Origin of the sequence: Micromonospora sp. DT229 (assembly GCF_049844505.1) — a bacterium.
Taxonomy (GTDB): Bacteria; Actinomycetota; Actinomycetes; order Mycobacteriales; family Micromonosporaceae; genus Micromonospora.
Map to the genome: position 1 here is coordinate 351464 of NZ_JBNCLD010000005.1, position 15827 is coordinate 367290.

Genomic DNA, 15827 nt, shown 5'->3' on the forward strand with positions numbered 1-15827 from the left:
GCCTCAGTCGGCGAGCATCCAGACGGTGACGTCGGTGGGGACCGAGCCGTCCTCGTCCAGCGGGGCGCTGCTGTGCAGCAGTTCGCCGCCGGGCAGGGGTACCCCGGTGGCACCGAAGTTGGTCAGCACCACCACTTGGCCGTTGCGGAAGGTCAGCACCTCGTCGCCGGAGGAGAGCCACTGCAACGTGCCACGACCCAGCCCGTGGGTACGCCGCAGGTGCAGGGCGGTGCGGTACATCTCGTAGGTCGACCCGGGCACCTCCCGCTGGCGGTCCAGGGCGTACTCGGCCCAGACGCCCGGCTGGGGCAGCCAACTGGCGTCGGTCGGCCCGAAGCCGTACGAGGGGGCGTCGGCCTCCCACGGGATCGGCACCCGGCAGCCGTCCCGACCGCGCTGGGTGTGTCCGCTGCGTTCCCAGGTCGGATCCTGGCGGGCCTCGTCCGGCATTCTGGTGTGCTCCGGCAACCCCAGTTCCTCGCCCTGGTAGAGATAGGCCGAGCCGGGCAGGGCGAGCATCAGCAGGGTGGCCGCCCTGGCCCGACGCAGACCGGTCGCGGCGTCCGGCTGCGGGTCGTCCGCCCCGATGCCGTTGGGGCGGGGGGTGCCGATCGGCAGGCCCAGCCGGGAGGCGTGCCGCACCACGTCGTGGTTGGACAGCACCCAGGTGGCGGGGGCACCGACCGCGTCGGTGGCCTCCAGGGAGCGGGTGATGACGGCGTACTGGGCCGGGGCCGTCCAGGAGGCCAGCAGGTACTCGAAGTTGAAGGCCTGGTGCATCTCGTCGGGACGGACGTAGCGGGCCAGCCGCTCGGCCGGCTCCACCCACGCCTCGGCCACCAGGATCCGTTCGCCGGGGTAGCCGTCCAGCAGCCGCCGCCAGTCCCGGTAGATCTCGTGTACCCCGTCCTGGTCCCACATCGGCGGGCGGGGCTTGTCCACCTCCTGACCGGAGAGGATCTCCTGCGGCTCCTGCCAGTCGGCCAGGTCGGCCTGCTTGATCAGGCCGTGCGCCACGTCCACCCGGAAGCCGTCCACCCCCCGGTCCAACCAGAACCGCAGCACCTCCAGGAACTCCGTGCGAACCTCGGGGTCGTCCCAGTTCAGGTCGGGTTGGGCGGTGTCGAACAGGTGCAGGTACCACTGCCCGTCGGCCACCCGGGTCCAGGCCGGTCCGCCGAAGACGCTCTGCCAGTCGTTCGGTGGTTCGGCACCCTCGGGTCCCCGCCCGTCGCGGAAGATGTAGCGCTGCCGCTCGGGGCTGCCCGGCCCGGCGGCCAGGGCCTGCTGAAACCACTCGTGGGCCGAGGAGGTGTGGTTGGGCACCAGGTCCACGATCACCCGCAGCCCGCGGGCGTGTGCCTGGGCGATCAGGTCGTCGGCGTCGGCCAGGGTGCCGAACAGCGGCTCGACGTCCCGGTAGTCGGCCACGTCGTACCCGGCGTCGGCCTGGGGTGAGGGATAGAACGGGGAGAGCCAGATCGCGTCGACCCCCAGCTCCCGCAGGTGGTCCAGGCGGGCGGTGATGCCGGGCAGGTCTCCGATCCCGTCGCCGTCGGAGTCACCGAAGGAGCGCGGGTAGATCTGGTAGATCACCGCCTCGGTCCACCATGCGGGGGCCGCGACGGCGGGTGCGGGCTGCGGGGTCGGGTTCTCGTTCAGGGCGTACTCCCATGGTCCGGACGAGGTCGGCGACGGGCGATGGAGACCCGTTGGTTCAGTTTGCCCGTGGTGGGGCGGTCGATTCCCGCACGACCAGCCGAGTGGGCAGGATCACCAGGGTGGCGGCCGGGTCGGGGGCGGAGGCGGCAGGTCGGCAGAGCGGGTCCAGCAGCATCTGGGCAGCCAACCGACCCTGCTCGGCGGCGGGCTGGGCGACCGTGCTCAGCCCGAGCACACCGGAGAGGGCGTGGTCGTCGATGCCGATCACACTGACATCCTCAGGTACCCGCAGGCCCGCGTCGCGCAGCGCGGTCAGCGCGCCCATCGCCATCTCGTCGCAGGCGGCGAAGATGGCCGTCGGCGGGTCACCCCGGCGCAGCAGTTCCTCGGTGGCCCGGGTGCCACCGGCGATGTCGAACCCGGACTCCACATCCAGGGTCGGGTCCGGCCGCAGCCCGGCCGCGCGCAGCGCCTCCTGGTAGCCCCGCCGCCGGTCCAGGTGGGTGGTGAAGGCCAGTTCGTCGTCCGGGTCGCCGGAGATGTGCGCGACGCGCCGGTGACCGAGTTCCAGCAGATGGCGGGTGGCGGTGCGGGCGGCGGCCACGTCGTCGATGCGTACGCAGGGCCAGCCCGCCACGTCGGTGCCGGAGCTGACGGTCACCCCGGGCAGGGCCAGGGTGGTCAGGGCGGCCAGGTCGGCGGGGCGTAACGGAGTGGCGACCAGCATCACGGCGTCCACCCGCTTGTGCAGGTTGGCCGGGTGCAGCAGGCGCTGTCGGTTCTGTTCCCGCCCACCCAGGTTGTGCAGCAGCAGGTCGTACCCGGACTGGTGGAGGAAGTCCTCGACCGCCTCCACGACCACCCCGAAGAACCACCGGGTGATCCGGGGGACCACCACGGCGACCGCGCCGGTACGCCCGCCGGCCAGTCGCGAGGCGCTGGGGGAGACGGCGTACTGCAACTGTTCGGCGGCGGCCAGCACCCGCCGACGGGTGGCCGCCGACACGGTGGGCAGTCCGCGCAACGCCCGGGAGACGGTGGCCGTGGAGACCCCGGCCAACCGGGCGACATCGTCGATCCTCGTCACGGTAACCCCACTCACTGCCTCCGGTGGTGCCGCCACCTCAGGCGGCGGCACCACCGGTGGGTCAACCCTTGACGCTGCCGGCGAGCAGCCCTCGAACGAAGTAGCGCTGCAACGACAGGAACACGATCAGCGGTACGACGATGGAGACGAAGGCTCCGGCGGTCAACCGTTGCCATTCGTTGCCCCGGGTACCGGCCAGTTCGGCCAACCGCACCGTCAGGGGGGCGGTGACCTCGCTGCCACCGGCGAAGATCAGCGCCACCAGCAGGTCGTTCCAGACCCAGAGGAACTGGAAGATGGCGAACGCGGCCAGGGCGGGTGCCACCAACGGCAGGACGATGGTGCGGAAGATCTTGGGGTGGGTTGCCCCGTCGACCCGGGCCGCCTCCATCAGGTCCCTGGGCAGTTGCGAGATGAAGTTGTGCAGCAGGAACACCGCGAACGGCAGCGCGAAGCAGGTGTGTGCGAACCACACCTGGGCGAAGTTCTGTGCACCGTCGAGGTTCCAGGCGGGCATCAGGGTGATCCCGCCCAGGTTGACTCCGCGCGAGAAGAAGCTGAGCAGCGGCACCAGGGCCATCTGCAACGGCACGATCTGGAGCGCGAAGATGGCGATGTAGAGCCAGTCCCGGCCGCGGAAGTTGATCCAGGCCAGGGCGTACGCGGCCAGGGCGGCGAACGCCAGGGGGAACAACACCGAGGGCACGGTGATGACCAGCGAGTTGACGAAGTAGTTGGCGAGCTGCCCGGAGGAGGCGTTCTGCCCGAACAACACGTCCTGGTAGTTCTGCAGGGTGAACTGCGGATCCCGGAAGGCCGTCCACCAGCCGGTGGTCTTCAGTTCCGCCTCCGGGCGGAAGGAGGAGATGAACAGGCCGAAGGTGGGGATGGTCCAGACCACCGCGATGACGATCGCGGCCACGGTCGCCGTACGGCTGTTGAGCCGCTTGCGTACCCGTGACGCCCGGGTGGAACCCTTGCCGTCCTGCTGGGCGCCGACCGCGGCCGGGGGAGTGGTGGTGGTCATCTCAGCCCTCCCGTCGCTGCTGACGCAGGTTCCGGATCTGGAAGATCACGATCGGTACCACCAGAATGAAGAGGAACACCGCCAGTGCGGAGCCCTGCCCGTTCTCGCCGTACCGGAACGCCTGGTTGTACATCTCGTTGGCGATCACGCTGGTGTCGTAGTTGCCGTTGGTCGTCGTACGCACGATGTCGAAGACCTTCAGCGTGGCGATCGAGATCGTGACCACCACGACGATCAGCGCGGGCCGGATGCTCGGCATGGTGATCTGCCAGAACATCTGCCACGGGGTGACCCCGTCGAGGCGGGCCGCCTCCACGATGTCCGCCGGGATGGACTTGATCGCCGCGGAGAGCACCACCATGGCGAAACCGGCCTGGATCCACACCATGATCACGATTAGCAGCAGGGTGTTCAGCGGTGAGTCGAGCAGCCACTGCCGGGGTTCGCCACCGAGGCTGACCACGATCCGGTTGAGCAGGCCGATCTGGTCCTGGTCGTCGCCACGGTAGGCGTACACGAACCGCCAGATGATGCTGGCGCCGACGAAGGAGATCGCCATCGGCATGAAGATCAGGGATTTGGCGATGGATTCCAGGCGGGCCTTGTCCACCAGCACCGCGTAGATCAGACCGATGGCGGTGGCGGCCAGCGGCACCAGCGTCACCCAGACCAGGGTGTTGAGCAGCACCCGGACGATCGCGTCATCGGCGAACATCCAACGGTAGTTGTCCAGGCCGACCCAGTTCTGACTGCTACCGTCCATGAAGGACAGCAGGGTGGTCCGCAGCGCCGGGACCACCAGACCGATCAGCAGCAGCAGCACCGCCGGCATCAGGAAGAACAGCGCGAAGAGACCCTCGCGGGGCTTGGTCCGCCGAGGCATCGGACCCCCGCTGGCGTACGCCGCCAGCACCTGCGCCTCACGGCGCCGGGCGAAGTAGGACGGCACCGCGTCGAGTACGAAGAGCAGGCCGCCGACCACCACTGCGAAGCCGACCAGCCCCCACAGCAACATCATCATCTTCGGCGCCTGGCCGGCGAAGTCGAAGTTCATCAACCCTCCCAGGGGTTACTCCACGGAGCAGGTGGGCCGGTCCGCGACCAGCGGACCGGCCCCACCGCTGGAATTACTTCCAGCTGCTCTCGATGCCCTGGAGGACGCTGGCGGTGTCCTTACCGTTGATCCAGTCGATCATGCCCTTCCAGAAGGTCCCGGCGCCGACGGCGGCGGGCATCAGGTCGGAACCGTCGAACCGGAAGACCGAGCTGTCGTCCTGGAGGATCTCCACGGAGAGCTTGTCGATCGGGTTGCTGACGTTGGCCAGGTCGAGCTTGTTGTTCGCCGAGACCCAGTCGCCGATCTTCGCGCGGCTGTTGGCGTGCTCACCGGAGGCCAGGTAGGTCTGCACCGCCTGCACCTCGGGACGGTCGGCGAAGGCGACGACGAACTCGCCGCCACCCAGCACCGGCTTGCCCCGGGACGGGTCGATGGCCGGGAAGTAGAACGCGAACACGTCGCCGTCCTCGGCCACCTTGGTGTTCTCCGGCCACTGGTTGGCGTAGAACGACGCCTGCCGGTGCAGGGCGCACTTGCCGGAGGTGATCGGGATGCCGCCCTCCTGGAAGGAGGTGGTGGTGATGCTGCGAACCCCGCCGAAGCCGCCGTTGACGTACTTCTCGTTCTTCAGGATGGTGCCGGCCCGGTCGAGGGCGTCGGCGATCCGCGGGTCGTTGAACGGGATCTCGTGGGTCGTCCACTGGTCGTAGACCTCGGGGGTCTGCGTACGCAGCAGGACGTCCTCGATCCAGTCGGTGGCCGGCCAGCCGGTGGCGTCACCGGACTCGATGCCGGCGCACCACGGCTTGGTGCCGCTGTCAGCGATGGTGTCGCTGAGCTTGATCATTTCTTCCCAGGTGGTCGGGACCGACCAACCCTTCTCCTGGAACATCTTCGGCGAGTACCAGACGAACGACTTCACGTTCGAGCCCAGCGGCGCGCCGTAGAAGGCGCCGTCGACCGTGCTGTACTTCAGCCAGTCGGCCGGGTAGTTCTCCTCGGCCATCGCCTTGGTGTCGGCGCTGGCGGCCTTGATCTGGCCGCGCTCGGCGAAACGCTGAATCAGACCGGGCTGCGGGATGAACGCGAGATCCGGCGCGTTTCCGCCGTCGGCGCGAACCGGCAGCTGCGCTTCGAAGTCACCAGCGCCCTCGTGGCTGATGTCGATGCCGGTGCACTCTTCGAACTGCTTCCACGACTGGTCGAGGCGGTCGGCCTCGATATCGCGGATTGACGAGTAGATGCCCACCTTCTTGCCGCTGTGACCCTGGTACTTCTCGTACGGGGCGCACTCGGCAGAATCGGCGTTGTTGTTATTGCCGCTGTTGTCGCTGCTTCCGGTGCCGCACGCGCTGACGCCGAGCGCCAGTCCGAGCACGCCAGCGATCGCGAGGGCCTGGCGTGGCCTGGCAAAGACCGCCATACCGTCCTCCTTTCTAGCCGGCGCTGACCGGACACATCCGGTCAACATGGCGCCGGTCCGATGGGGCGTTACACATGTAAGCGCTTGCATCCGGTGGGGTCCACCCCTGGACGGGACACGGACAAGTAACAATCCCGAAACCTGCTGTTCGGGCCGGTCGCGTTCTCCGCGAATACTCGGTCTACCGATATCCGAGGATTCCTGCCAGGCTTGTCTAAACCATTGACAGGTTTCGACCTCGGAGGTGCTAGATGCATGATCGATGGCTGCGCCCCATCACCGCCCGGTTACTGGCGGCAGGCGCCCTGCTGACGCTCGTCGCAGGGTTCCTGCTGCCGGCGTCGCCCGCGATGGCGGCGCCGACCTTCCGGGTGCCCTTCCCTTGTGGCCAGACCTGGTCCGGGCAGACCCGCAGCGGCCACAGCCCGGCCAACGCCATCGACTTCAACCGCACCGACGACCTGGGTGACCCCGTGGTGGCCAGCGCCCCCGGCACGGTCGACCGGGTGACCGACCTGGGCGGCAGCAGCTACGGAAAGTACGTGCGGATCAACCACGGCAACGGCTACCACACCTACTACGCCCACCTGCGGGGCTTCAACGTCTCCGTCGGACAGTCCGTGGGCTACGGCAAGGTGATCGGCTGGGTCGGCAGCACCGGCAATTCGAGCGGCGCCCACCTGCACTACGAGCAGCGACTCAACGGGGCCGACATCAAGATCCGGTTCAACGGCACCCTGGCGCTGTACTGGGGCACCAGGAACTACACCAGCGGCAACGGCTGCTCCTCGGCCACCGGCTCCGGCACGGTACGCACCGCCGGTGCCGATCTGACCGTCCGCTCCGGCCCGGGCACCGGCTACTCGGCCGTCGGTTCCCTGGCCACCGGTACGAAGGTCACCATCAACTGTCAGACCAACGGCACCACGGTCACCGGCACCTACGGCACCAGTTCGATCTGGAACCGCATCGGCGCCGGTCGCTTCATCGCGGATGCGTACACCTACACCGGATACGACGGGTTCATCCCGAACGTGCCCCGCTGCTGAGCCGTCCTCGACCTCCTGGGCGCGGTGCGGCTACACATCCGCCGCGCCCAGGGTAGGTCACCCGTTGAGCTGCCAGATCGAGTAGTTCAGGGCGGCGGCGAAGGTGACCCAGGCCCAGTAGGGCAGCAGCAGGGCCGCCGCCAGGACGCTGACCCGCCGGAACAACAGCACGGTGACCCCGATCGCCAGCCACATCACCACGATCTCGGCGAAGGCCAGGCCGTACTGGCCGGCGCCGAAGAACAGCGGGGTCCAGGCGGCGTTCAGCAGCAACTGCACCACCCAGGCGATCAGGGCGGGGCCGAAGCCCACCCGACGCCAGACCAGCCAGCCGGACACCGCGATCATCACGTAGAGCACGGTCCACACCGGCCCGAACAGCCAGGACGGCGGCGCCCAGCCGGGTTGGTCCAGGCTGGCGTACTCGGCCGAAGTGCCGGTGACGGCCAGGCTGCCCAGGGCCGCCGCGGCGAACACGGCCAGCCCGAAGCCGGCCAGCGCCCACCACTGTCGTGCGCCGCCGGTGGCCCGTCGGGTCTGTGCCGTAGTCATCCGCATGAGGGCTGCTTCTCCGTCCCGGGGGCCGGCAAACCTCAGGGTCGCATGTCGGACACCGCAAGAAGGCTGGACAGCACGCCGGGGTCGCCGTGCCCGGTGACTCCAGTCGGGAGGACGGAGTTCCGGTCATGACGACCCCGGCGGGTCCGGTGTGGGCGACGTCGTCGTCGCCACGTCAATTGAAGATGCTGACACCACCCGGGCCGACGAGAAGACCGACCACGATGAGGACGATGCCCCAGAGAATCTGCCGCCGGAACAGCGCGAGGATGCCGGCAACCACCAGTACGACTGCGAGAATCCAGAGAATCAGCTCCATGGTTGCGCAGTACCCGATGTCCCGACTGGGGAAACGTCGGCCTGATCGAGACCATCGCCCAGATAGAAGATGCTGTACGCCTGCTTGATCACGGGGTGGGCCACATTGCGGACCCGCACCCCGCCCGGGGTGACCCCCCGCTCCGAGCCTTGGTGTGCATGCCCGTGCAGGGCCAGGGTGGTCGGGGCGTCGTCGATCGCCTGACCCAGCTGGTAGCAGCCGAGGAAGGGATAGATCTCCAACGGCTCACCGGCCAGGGTGTCCGGCACCGGCGAGTAGTGGGTCAGTGCCACGAGCATGTCGCAGTCCAGCGACCGCAGGGCCGCCGACAGCCGTTCGGCGCTCTCGGTCGTGGTGCGTACGAAGGCCTTCATCTCCGGCTCACCGAAGTCACTGGCGCAACGGCCGGCGAATCCGCCACCGAAGCCCTTGACCCCGGCCACCCCCAGCCGCCCGCCCGCGCAGTCGAGCACCACCCCGGTGCCCTCCAGCACGGTGATCCCCGCCTCCTCCAGCACCCCGGTCACCTGCGGTACCTGGTCGCACTGGTGGTCGTGGTTGCCGAGCACGGCGATCACCGGTACGCCCAGGCCACCGAACTCCCGGGCCACGCAGCGGGCCTCGGCCTCGGTGCCGTGCCGGGTCAGGTCACCGGCGAGCAGCAGTACGTCGGCGCGGTCGGGCAACTCCTCCAGTGCCGGCCGGAACCGGCCGACCACGTCGTCGTCCAGATGCACGTCCCCCACGGCGGCGATCCGGATAACCATCGAACCTCCCTCAGAGTTGCTCGATCTCCGTGGGTGCCTGCGTGCGGGTCACCCCGATGTCGCTGGTGATCGACACCTCCGGGAAGCGTTCGGCCACCCGGCGCAGGATCTCGTCCCGCCGGTACGCGCTCTCCACCTCGCCGTACAACATGAGGCCGCGTTCCGTGCGGACCACGGTGATTCCCTGTTCGGCCACGGCCGGATCCTCGGAGAGCAGTCGTTGGATCTCCGCCTCGACGTATTCGTCCGGTGGCCCGGCGCCGGGGTCGCGGTACACGGTCACGGTGTTCCCCTCCCGTCGGCCGTGCCGACGAACGGCACGACTTCCAGCCTGTCCAGCAGCACCAGGAACGACTCCGCGTACGGCGAGTGCTGCGTGTCCTTATGTACCCGCTCCCAGTCGATCTGCTCCCGCAGCGACCGGGCCAGCGGCAGACCCCGGGCGAAGTCGCAGTAGTGCTGGGAGAAGCTGAGCAGCTTGTGCACCATCAACTGGGTGGCCGACAACACCGGCATGTGGATGGCGTCGACCGGCCGCACCACCGTGTCGGTGAAGGTCTCCTCGGTCACCGGGGTCTCGATCGGTCGATGGATCAGGTCCACCATCCGGCCGCCGTCGTAGACCTTGACCAGCCAGTCCTCCGGGGGTCGCTCGGCGGTGAAGCCGGCGGCCACCAGGGCCTCCAGGGCGGCATCGACATCGCCCTCCCGGATCAGGAAGTCGACGTCGTGCTCGCTGGAGTGCCCGCCGTGGGCGTAGACGGCGAAGCTGCCGCCGAGGGCGAACGGAATGTCGGCCTGCTTGAGCACGGCGGCGACCTTCTTCAGGGTGTGGAGAAGAGTTTCGTCGTCGCGCTCGGCCATCTCGGCTCTCCTGTCGACTCGTTCGGGGCACCTCGGGGGTTCCCATCCGTACCCGGCATTCCACCAACCCACACCTGTCACGCTGGTGGAACACCCCGAACCGCCCCTAACCGGTAGGTAACACGCAGGGGTGCTGCGGGGGTCGGATAATCTGTCGAGGGTGGTCAGTGCGACGCAAGCCCCTCTGCCGGCATGGTCGGCCCCCTCATCCGAGCGCGGTCGGGCCAGCCGACTCCGCGCCGTGGCGCTGGTCGGCATCGACGGCTCCGGCAAGACCACCCAGGCGCAGTCGCTGGCGGACGCCCTCAGTGCCTCTGGTCATCCCGCCACCTACCACCGCAATGCGGGCGGCCGACGCTGGTTGGGGCGGGCGGCCAACCGACTGGGTAGGGGGGAGGCCCAACGGCTGGTCGGGCGGGACGGAATGCTGCTGGTGGAGTCCGTACTGCGCTGGTTGGCCATCGCGGCGGCGTTGCTGGCCGGCTGGTTCACCGGCCGGACGGCGGTGATGGACCGCTACGCCGTCTGCCAGTACGCCAGCCTTCGGGCCCACGGTGGGCAGCGTTGGGAGCGCCTGGTCCGGGCGGCGTACCGGATCTTCCCGCAACCGCAGGTGACCTTCCTGATGGCGGTGCACCCGGCGGAGGCGTACCGGCGGATCGAGCGGCGCGGCACCGACCAGGAGAGTCTGACCTACCTGACCGCCGCCGAGCACGCCTACCGCACCCTGCCGGAATATCCGACCTTCGTCGTCGTGGACGCGACCCGGTCGCCAGAGGAGGTGGCCCAGGCGATCCAGGCGTATCTGACCGGGTGGTGGGCGGCGCAGGACCAGGCCCGGTGCGGGGTGCGGGTCGCGAACCCCGTCGCCCCGGTTGCGCCGGCTCAGGCCCGACCGTAGACCGGTACGGCGGCGCCGCTGGTCGGGGCGGACTCCTCGGAGGCCAGGAAACGGATCACCGAGGCGATCTCGGTCGGTGCCACCCACCGGGAATGATCGGCCTGCGGCATGTCCGCCCGGTTGGCCGGGGTGTCGATGATGCTCGGCAGCACGGTGTTGCAGCGCACCCCGGCCGACTTGTACTCCACCGCGACAGCCGAGGCGAAGGCGAGCACCGCGGCCTTGGCGGTGACATAGCCGGCGACCCCCGGGAAGGGGGCGACCGCCGCCCGGGAGGCCACGCAGACCACCGCGCCCCCGCCCGCCTCGATCAGACGCGGCAGGGCGGCCCGGGTGACCAGATGGGTGGGACGCAGATTGAGGGTGAGCATCCGCTCGAACTCCTCGATCGGGGTCTCGTGCACCAGACCGGCGCCGGCGTAACCGCCGACGAGGTTGACCACGGCCCGCAGCGGCGCCTGCGGATCCCCGGCGGCCACCTCGGTGACCCTGGCCACGTCGTCCGCCTCGGTCAGATCCGCGACCAGCCGTACGGGAGCGTTGGGGCCCGGATCGGGGCTCGGGGTCGGCTGGTGCCGTTGTGGCGCCACCACCCGCCAGCCCGCCTCGACGAAGGTCGCGGTCACCGCGGTGCCCAGCCCGCCGGTGCCTCCGGTGATCAACACGCTGCGTTCGGCCATGGGCCACACGCTACTGCCGTCGCCCGCTCCCCGCGCCGGTCGGCAGCGGGACGCCGGCCCTCGGCGGGGGGCAAACCCGGGCATAGAACGGGGGTACGGATTGTTCATCAGGGCGTGGGGTATTACCACCGGCGTGGATGAACCAACCGTTCCGCGTACGCGTATCTGGCAGTGACCAGCATCGCAGCACGGGGGTGACCCGGGTCGCTGTATCGGTCGGCCGGGCAGTGTTGCCATGGGCGGGTACGGTCAGCGATCCGTCGATCCGTCGACCTCACCGAGGTCCCTGTCGACCAGATCATCCGACAGGGTGCTGACAGCAAACGTGGACCGTGCTCTCAGCTGATTATCAGGCATTCGTGACACTTTCGACCCACGACATGGAATCCCCGATACGTCTCATCTGTTGTGTAGATGTCAGCACCGATGGGCACAGCGGAGGTTACGGGGGAGGGGCTGATGAGCGTGGGGATGGCAAGGAACCGGGCAACCGGCGCGATAGAGGGGACCGTGGGCACCGTGGACAAGAACATCGGGATGCGAACCGACGAGGTTGCCGAGGAGCGCGACCTGGTTGGAGTCTACCTGCACGAGATCTCCCGGACGCCGTTGCTGGACGCCGCCATGGAGGTCGACCTTTCCAAGGCCATCGAGGCGGGCCTGTACGCCGAGCACCTGCTCGGCGAGGACCGCGTGCCCGACGGTGCCACCCGAGAGGAACTGAGCCGACTGGTCGCCGAGGGCGAGCGGGCCAAGGACCTGTTCATCCGGGCCAACCTCCGCCTGGTCGTGTCGATCGCCCGGCGTTACGTCCGCTCCGGGATGCCCATGCTGGATCTGATCCAGGAGGGCAACACCGGTCTGGTCCGGGCGGTCGAGAAGTTCGACTACGAACGTGGCTACAAGTTCTCCACCTACGCGACATGGTGGATCCGCCAGGCGATCAGCCGGGCGATCGCCCAGCAGGAACGCACCGTGCGGCTACCGGTGCACCTGGTGGAGGACGTCAACCGGATGCGCAACGTGGCCCGGCAGCTCACCCGTGAGCTGGGCGGTGACCCGGAGCCGGAGCAGATCGCGGCGGCCCTGGGGGTGACCGTCGAGCGGGTCAACGAGTTGGTCCGCTGGTCGCAGGACACCGTGTCGCTGGACACCCCGGTCGGTGACGACGGTGACACCAACCTCGGTGACCTGGTCGCCGACAGCGACGCCCCCTCGCCGGAGGAGATCGTGCTCACCGGCCTGGAGCGGCAGCGCATCGAGGGCCTGCTGAACCACCTGGACGACCGGTCCGCCGGCATCATGCGGGCGCGTTACGGGCTGGAGGACGGCCGGGAGCACTCGCTTACCGAGGTCGCCTCGCGGTTCTCGCTGTCCCGCGAGCGAATCCGCCAGCTGGAGATCCAGGCGCTCGGGCGGCTACGTGAGCTGGCTCGCGCGGAGGGGCTGCAAGCGGCCTGACCTGGTAGGAACGGCGAGCGAAGGGCCGGTGTCCGGTAGGGGGACGCCGGCCCTTCGTCATGGGCACCGGTCGGGCCGCACCACAGCAGGGCTCCGGGGCCGGGCCTGACGGGCGACTGAGTGGCCCGGACTCAGCGCACCCGGCCGTAGCCGTAGGGCGCCATCAGGTCGACGGCCCGCTTCTCCACATTCCGCCCGAAGGTGGGTGCGTGGATGACCTGTCCGCCGCCCACATAGATCGCCACATGCCCCAGGCTGCGGTAGAAGACCAGGTCACCCGGGCGCAGCTCGCTGCGGCTGATGTGGGCGACCACCCCCCACTGCATCCGGGTGTTGTGTGGCAACGACTTGCCCGCGGCCCGCCAGGCGGCGGAGGTCAGCCCGGAACAGTCGTAGCCGTTCGGCCCGTCCTGGCCCCACGCGTACGGCTTGCCGAGGGCACCGTAGGCGTACCGGACGGCGGCGCCGGCCTGGCCGGAGACGTTGGGGGCCTCCTTGGCGCTGTCCGGCCGGTTGGTCGAACGTTCGGTGGCTCGGCCGTACGCCTGCCGGCGTAGCTCGTACAACTTGGCCAGGTCCCGCTCGATCCGGCGCTTGGCGCTGGTCAGCTCCCGCGACCGCGCCGCCTGCTGGGTGAGGGTCACATCCAGCCGGGTCTTCTCGTCGAGCAGCCGTTGCTGGTCCGCGGTGTAGCCGGCGATGGTGGCCTGGCGTTGCCGGGTCAGGTGGTCCAGGGTGCCCAGCCGGTCCAGTACGGATGCCGAGTCCCCGCCGTGCAGCAGCGCGTCCACCGCGCCGAGGTTGCCGGTCTTGTACGCGGTGGTGGCCAACTCGGTGACATCCGCGCGGCTCTGCGCGGCCTGCTGCTCCAGCGGACCGATGCGTTGCTGGAGTCGGCGTACGGCGGCCTGGTTCTTCTTGGTCTTCTCGCGTAGCTCGTTGTGTGCCTCCACCACGTTCTCCAACTCGGTGGAGGCCTTGTCGATCCGCCGGGTCAGTTCGGCGGGGGAGGGTTCGGCCCGGGCCACCGTGGCCGGTGCGATCAGCACCAGTGCGAACGCGGTGACGGTCAGGGCCCGCAGCGTGTGTAACAGGGGCGACAAGAGCTTGATGCTCCTCTCCCGTCGCCGACGCGGGCCTGCTGACGCTCCGCGGCGGCACCAGCCCGGTGCCGTCCGGGGCGGACGGCGGCCGACCGGGCCGACTCGCCCAAGGTAGTACGGGACGGGAGTCAGCGGCAGTGAAAGCCGGGACCAATGGTGATGGTGAGACTGAATCAGGTTTGCGTTCGTCAGCAATGAAAGGGTATGGGAGGAAAGTGAGAAGGGTCCGTCTTGGCGTATGACGCCCGAGTGCTGGGGTGCCATGTCCGACAAGCCGGAATCGGCATGGTGTTTCCGGCACCCCCGGCCCGCCACCGCGCCGCTGAGCACCGCAAACGGCCAGGCCAGGGTGGCGAGACGGGCACACAATAAGCGCACAGCCGGGATTCCCGCACATCTGCATCGAGGAGCCGTCCGCCGGTCGCCTCGACACCAGCAGTGGAGGAGGGGCCGTGGAGCGTGAGGGTGCTAGGACACGACCGCCCTGGTCACCGGGGGGTGCGGCAGGTGGACAACCCACCCTGCTCTACGCCCGACCCGGGATCATCGTCACGGCCGACCGGTTCACGGTCGGCACCACCAGTTGGCAGGTCGCGGAACTGACCCACCTGCAAACCACCCGGGGGCCACACGACCGGATGGCCACCCGGGCCGCCCTGGTCTCCGCCGCGGTGATCGTCGGCATCGGGCTGGCGCTCGGCTTCACCGGCGGACTGCAACGGCTCACCGCCGGGGCGTACCTGCTGCTCGGTGCCGTGTTCCTGGTGCCGGTGCTGGTCGCGGCGGCGGGCGACCGGTGGCGACCCCCGGCGTACGAGTTGTGGGGGCAGCGGGCAGGTGCCACGGAGTTGCTGTTCGCCAGCGACGACGAGCACCAGTTCGGCCAGGTCAGCCGGGCGCTGCGGCGGGCCCGGGAGATCCACCACCACGGCAGCTGGGAGGACCCCCTGGCCAACGCCGACCTGTGGCGACCCCAGCGCTGAGGCGCTCGGCGGGCGGTGGTGGGTCAGCCGGCGACCGGCTGCGGGGCCGGCTCAGGGTGTTCGGCGAGAACCATGGCGCCCACCTTGCGCTCGGCCCAGAAGGAGAGGAAGGGCACCGTTCCGGCCAGCATCACCAGGACCATCCGCTTCAGCGGCCAGTTGACCCGCCGGGACAGGTCGAAGGTGGCGACCAGGTAGAGCATGTAGAGGAAGCCGTGCGCCTGACCGACGGTCTCCACCACGATCGGCTCGCCGAAGCCGTACTTCAACGGCATGCCGATGACGACCAACAGGATCAGCACCACACCGACGATCCAGGCGATCACGCGGTAACGGGTGAGGGCAGCGCGCACTTCTGGTGTCCTTCCGGGCCGGCTCAGCCGGGATAGTCGCCGGGCTTGGCGCCCGGATTGGCGTTCAACCATGACAGGTAGCGGTTGTAGGCGGCCAGCTCAGGGTCGTCCTCGCCGGGGATGTCGACCGTGCGGGTGACCCGTACCGGCCGACCGATGCCCGGCTGTGGTCGTACCCCGGTCGGCCCGGCGGACCGGCCCGCCGGGACGGCCTCGGCCTCCTCGACGACCGCCGCCTCGCCGGTCGCCGACGACGAGGGGGTGTCGCGCAGCGCGTGGCGGACCTCACGCCACCAGACGAAGACCACGAACCCTGCGAAGATCGGCCACTCGACGGCGTAGCCCCAGCTGATGGCGTTGCCGGCGGCGGCCCGGCTGACCTGCCACCAGCCCAGCGCCAGGAAGGCCGTCACCAGTACGACCATGGCCACGTGGCGGGCGATCCACGCCGGGGTCCAGAGCCGCTTCATGGCACCGAGGGTACCGGGACCTCGTTCTTCTCCGACACCGTGTCGTAGTGGTGGCGGTGGTTT

Annotated in this window: 18 protein-coding genes; 4 read left to right on the forward strand and 14 right to left on the reverse strand. The window is 69.3% G+C overall.

The features are described 5' to 3' along the window. Positions 1–3: 3 nt before the first annotated feature. The 5 genes from ACLQ2T_RS10955 to ACLQ2T_RS10975 form a co-directional block, all read right to left on the reverse strand. Positions 4–1662, reverse strand: a complete 1659-nt coding sequence (locus tag ACLQ2T_RS10955; RefSeq protein WP_425765933.1) for an alpha-amylase family glycosyl hydrolase — start codon at positions 1660–1662, stop codon at positions 4–6. Between the two features lie 55 nt (positions 1663–1717). Further along, positions 1718–2749 (reverse strand): LacI family DNA-binding transcriptional regulator, encoded by a 1032-nt coding sequence (locus tag ACLQ2T_RS10960; RefSeq protein ID WP_425765872.1) that lies wholly within the window; start codon positions 2747–2749, stop codon positions 1718–1720. A gap of 61 nt (positions 2750–2810) precedes the next feature. Further along, positions 2811–3776, reverse strand: a complete 966-nt coding sequence (locus tag ACLQ2T_RS10965; protein ID WP_425765873.1) for a carbohydrate ABC transporter permease — start codon at positions 3774–3776, stop codon at positions 2811–2813. Between the two features lies 1 nt (position 3777). After that, positions 3778–4830 (reverse strand): carbohydrate ABC transporter permease, encoded by a 1053-nt coding sequence (locus tag ACLQ2T_RS10970; RefSeq protein WP_425765874.1) that lies wholly within the window; start codon positions 4828–4830, stop codon positions 3778–3780. Positions 4831–4903: 73 nt separating this feature from the next. Further along, complete coding sequence (locus ACLQ2T_RS10975; RefSeq protein ID WP_425765875.1) at positions 4904–6256, reverse strand: ABC transporter substrate-binding protein; 1353 nt, start codon at positions 6254–6256, stop codon at positions 4904–4906. Positions 6257–6507: 251 nt separating this feature from the next. Between ACLQ2T_RS10975 and ACLQ2T_RS10980 the strand changes: the two genes are divergently transcribed. Continuing rightward, positions 6508–7305, forward strand: a complete 798-nt coding sequence (locus ACLQ2T_RS10980) for a peptidoglycan DD-metalloendopeptidase family protein (RefSeq protein ID WP_425765876.1) — start codon at positions 6508–6510, stop codon at positions 7303–7305. Between the two features lie 57 nt (positions 7306–7362). On the opposite strand, the gene ACLQ2T_RS10985 is transcribed toward ACLQ2T_RS10980, so the two are convergent. The 5 genes from ACLQ2T_RS10985 to ACLQ2T_RS11005 all read right to left on the reverse strand — a co-directional run bounded on the left by ACLQ2T_RS10985 (position 7363) and on the right by ACLQ2T_RS11005 (position 10071). Further along, complete coding sequence (locus ACLQ2T_RS10985) at positions 7363–7863, reverse strand: TspO/MBR family protein (protein ID WP_425765877.1); 501 nt, start codon at positions 7861–7863, stop codon at positions 7363–7365. 175 nt (positions 7864–8038) lie between these two features. Continuing rightward, entirely contained in the window at positions 8039–8182 is a 144-nt protein-coding gene (locus ACLQ2T_RS10990) for a GPGG-motif small membrane protein (protein ID WP_007464364.1), read from the reverse strand. After that, the gene (locus ACLQ2T_RS10995; RefSeq protein WP_425765878.1) at positions 8173–8949 is read right to left on the reverse strand and encodes a metallophosphoesterase family protein; all 777 of its coding nucleotides are present in this window, start codon (positions 8947–8949) and stop codon (positions 8173–8175) included. Before ACLQ2T_RS10995 ends, ACLQ2T_RS10990 begins: the two co-directional genes overlap by 10 nt. Before the next feature lie 10 nt (positions 8950–8959). After that, positions 8960–9232 (reverse strand): hypothetical protein, encoded by a 273-nt coding sequence (locus ACLQ2T_RS11000; protein ID WP_425765879.1) that lies wholly within the window; start codon positions 9230–9232, stop codon positions 8960–8962. Further along, complete coding sequence (locus tag ACLQ2T_RS11005; protein ID WP_425765880.1) at positions 9229–10071, reverse strand: nucleotidyltransferase family protein; 843 nt, start codon at positions 10069–10071, stop codon at positions 9229–9231. Before ACLQ2T_RS11005 ends, ACLQ2T_RS11000 begins: the two co-directional genes overlap by 4 nt. Here ACLQ2T_RS11005 and ACLQ2T_RS11010 point away from each other — a divergent pair. After that, positions 9974–10714: a dTMP kinase gene (locus tag ACLQ2T_RS11010; RefSeq protein ID WP_425765881.1), complete on the forward strand. Its 741-nt coding sequence runs from the start codon at positions 9974–9976 to the stop codon at positions 10712–10714. The two genes, ACLQ2T_RS11005 and ACLQ2T_RS11010, sit on opposite strands and share 98 nt — an antisense overlap. Here ACLQ2T_RS11010 and ACLQ2T_RS11015 read toward each other — a convergent pair. Next, positions 10699–11394, reverse strand: a complete 696-nt coding sequence (locus ACLQ2T_RS11015) for an SDR family NAD(P)-dependent oxidoreductase (protein ID WP_425765882.1) — start codon at positions 11392–11394, stop codon at positions 10699–10701. The genes ACLQ2T_RS11010 and ACLQ2T_RS11015 overlap by 16 nt on opposite strands. 471 nt (positions 11395–11865) lie before the next feature. Here ACLQ2T_RS11015 and ACLQ2T_RS11020 point away from each other — a divergent pair, with 471 nt between their 5' ends. Then, the gene (locus tag ACLQ2T_RS11020) at positions 11866–12855 is read left to right on the forward strand and encodes a sigma-70 family RNA polymerase sigma factor (protein WP_425765934.1); all 990 of its coding nucleotides are present in this window, start codon (positions 11866–11868) and stop codon (positions 12853–12855) included. Positions 12856–12986: 131 nt separating this feature from the next. On the opposite strand, the gene ACLQ2T_RS11025 is transcribed toward ACLQ2T_RS11020, so the two are convergent. Beyond that, positions 12987–13958 carry an NlpC/P60 family protein gene (locus ACLQ2T_RS11025; RefSeq protein WP_425765883.1) on the reverse strand — a complete coding sequence of 324 codons (972 nt, stop codon included), beginning with the start codon at positions 13956–13958 and terminating at the stop codon, positions 12987–12989. A 452-nt stretch (positions 13959–14410) separates the two neighbouring features. Between ACLQ2T_RS11025 and ACLQ2T_RS11030 the strand changes: the two genes are divergently transcribed. Beyond that, positions 14411–14941: a DUF6232 family protein gene (locus tag ACLQ2T_RS11030; RefSeq protein ID WP_425765884.1), complete on the forward strand. Its 531-nt coding sequence runs from the start codon at positions 14411–14413 to the stop codon at positions 14939–14941. A gap of 23 nt (positions 14942–14964) precedes the next feature. Here ACLQ2T_RS11030 and ACLQ2T_RS11035 read toward each other — a convergent pair whose 3' ends face one another. Together ACLQ2T_RS11035 and ACLQ2T_RS11040 are read right to left on the reverse strand one after the other, a co-directional pair. Next, positions 14965–15294, reverse strand: a complete 330-nt coding sequence (locus tag ACLQ2T_RS11035) for a DUF3817 domain-containing protein (RefSeq protein ID WP_425765885.1) — start codon at positions 15292–15294, stop codon at positions 14965–14967. A gap of 23 nt (positions 15295–15317) precedes the next feature. Further along, entirely contained in the window at positions 15318–15764 is a 447-nt protein-coding gene (locus ACLQ2T_RS11040; protein WP_425765886.1) for a hypothetical protein, read from the reverse strand. Positions 15765–15827: the final 63 nt, after the last annotated feature.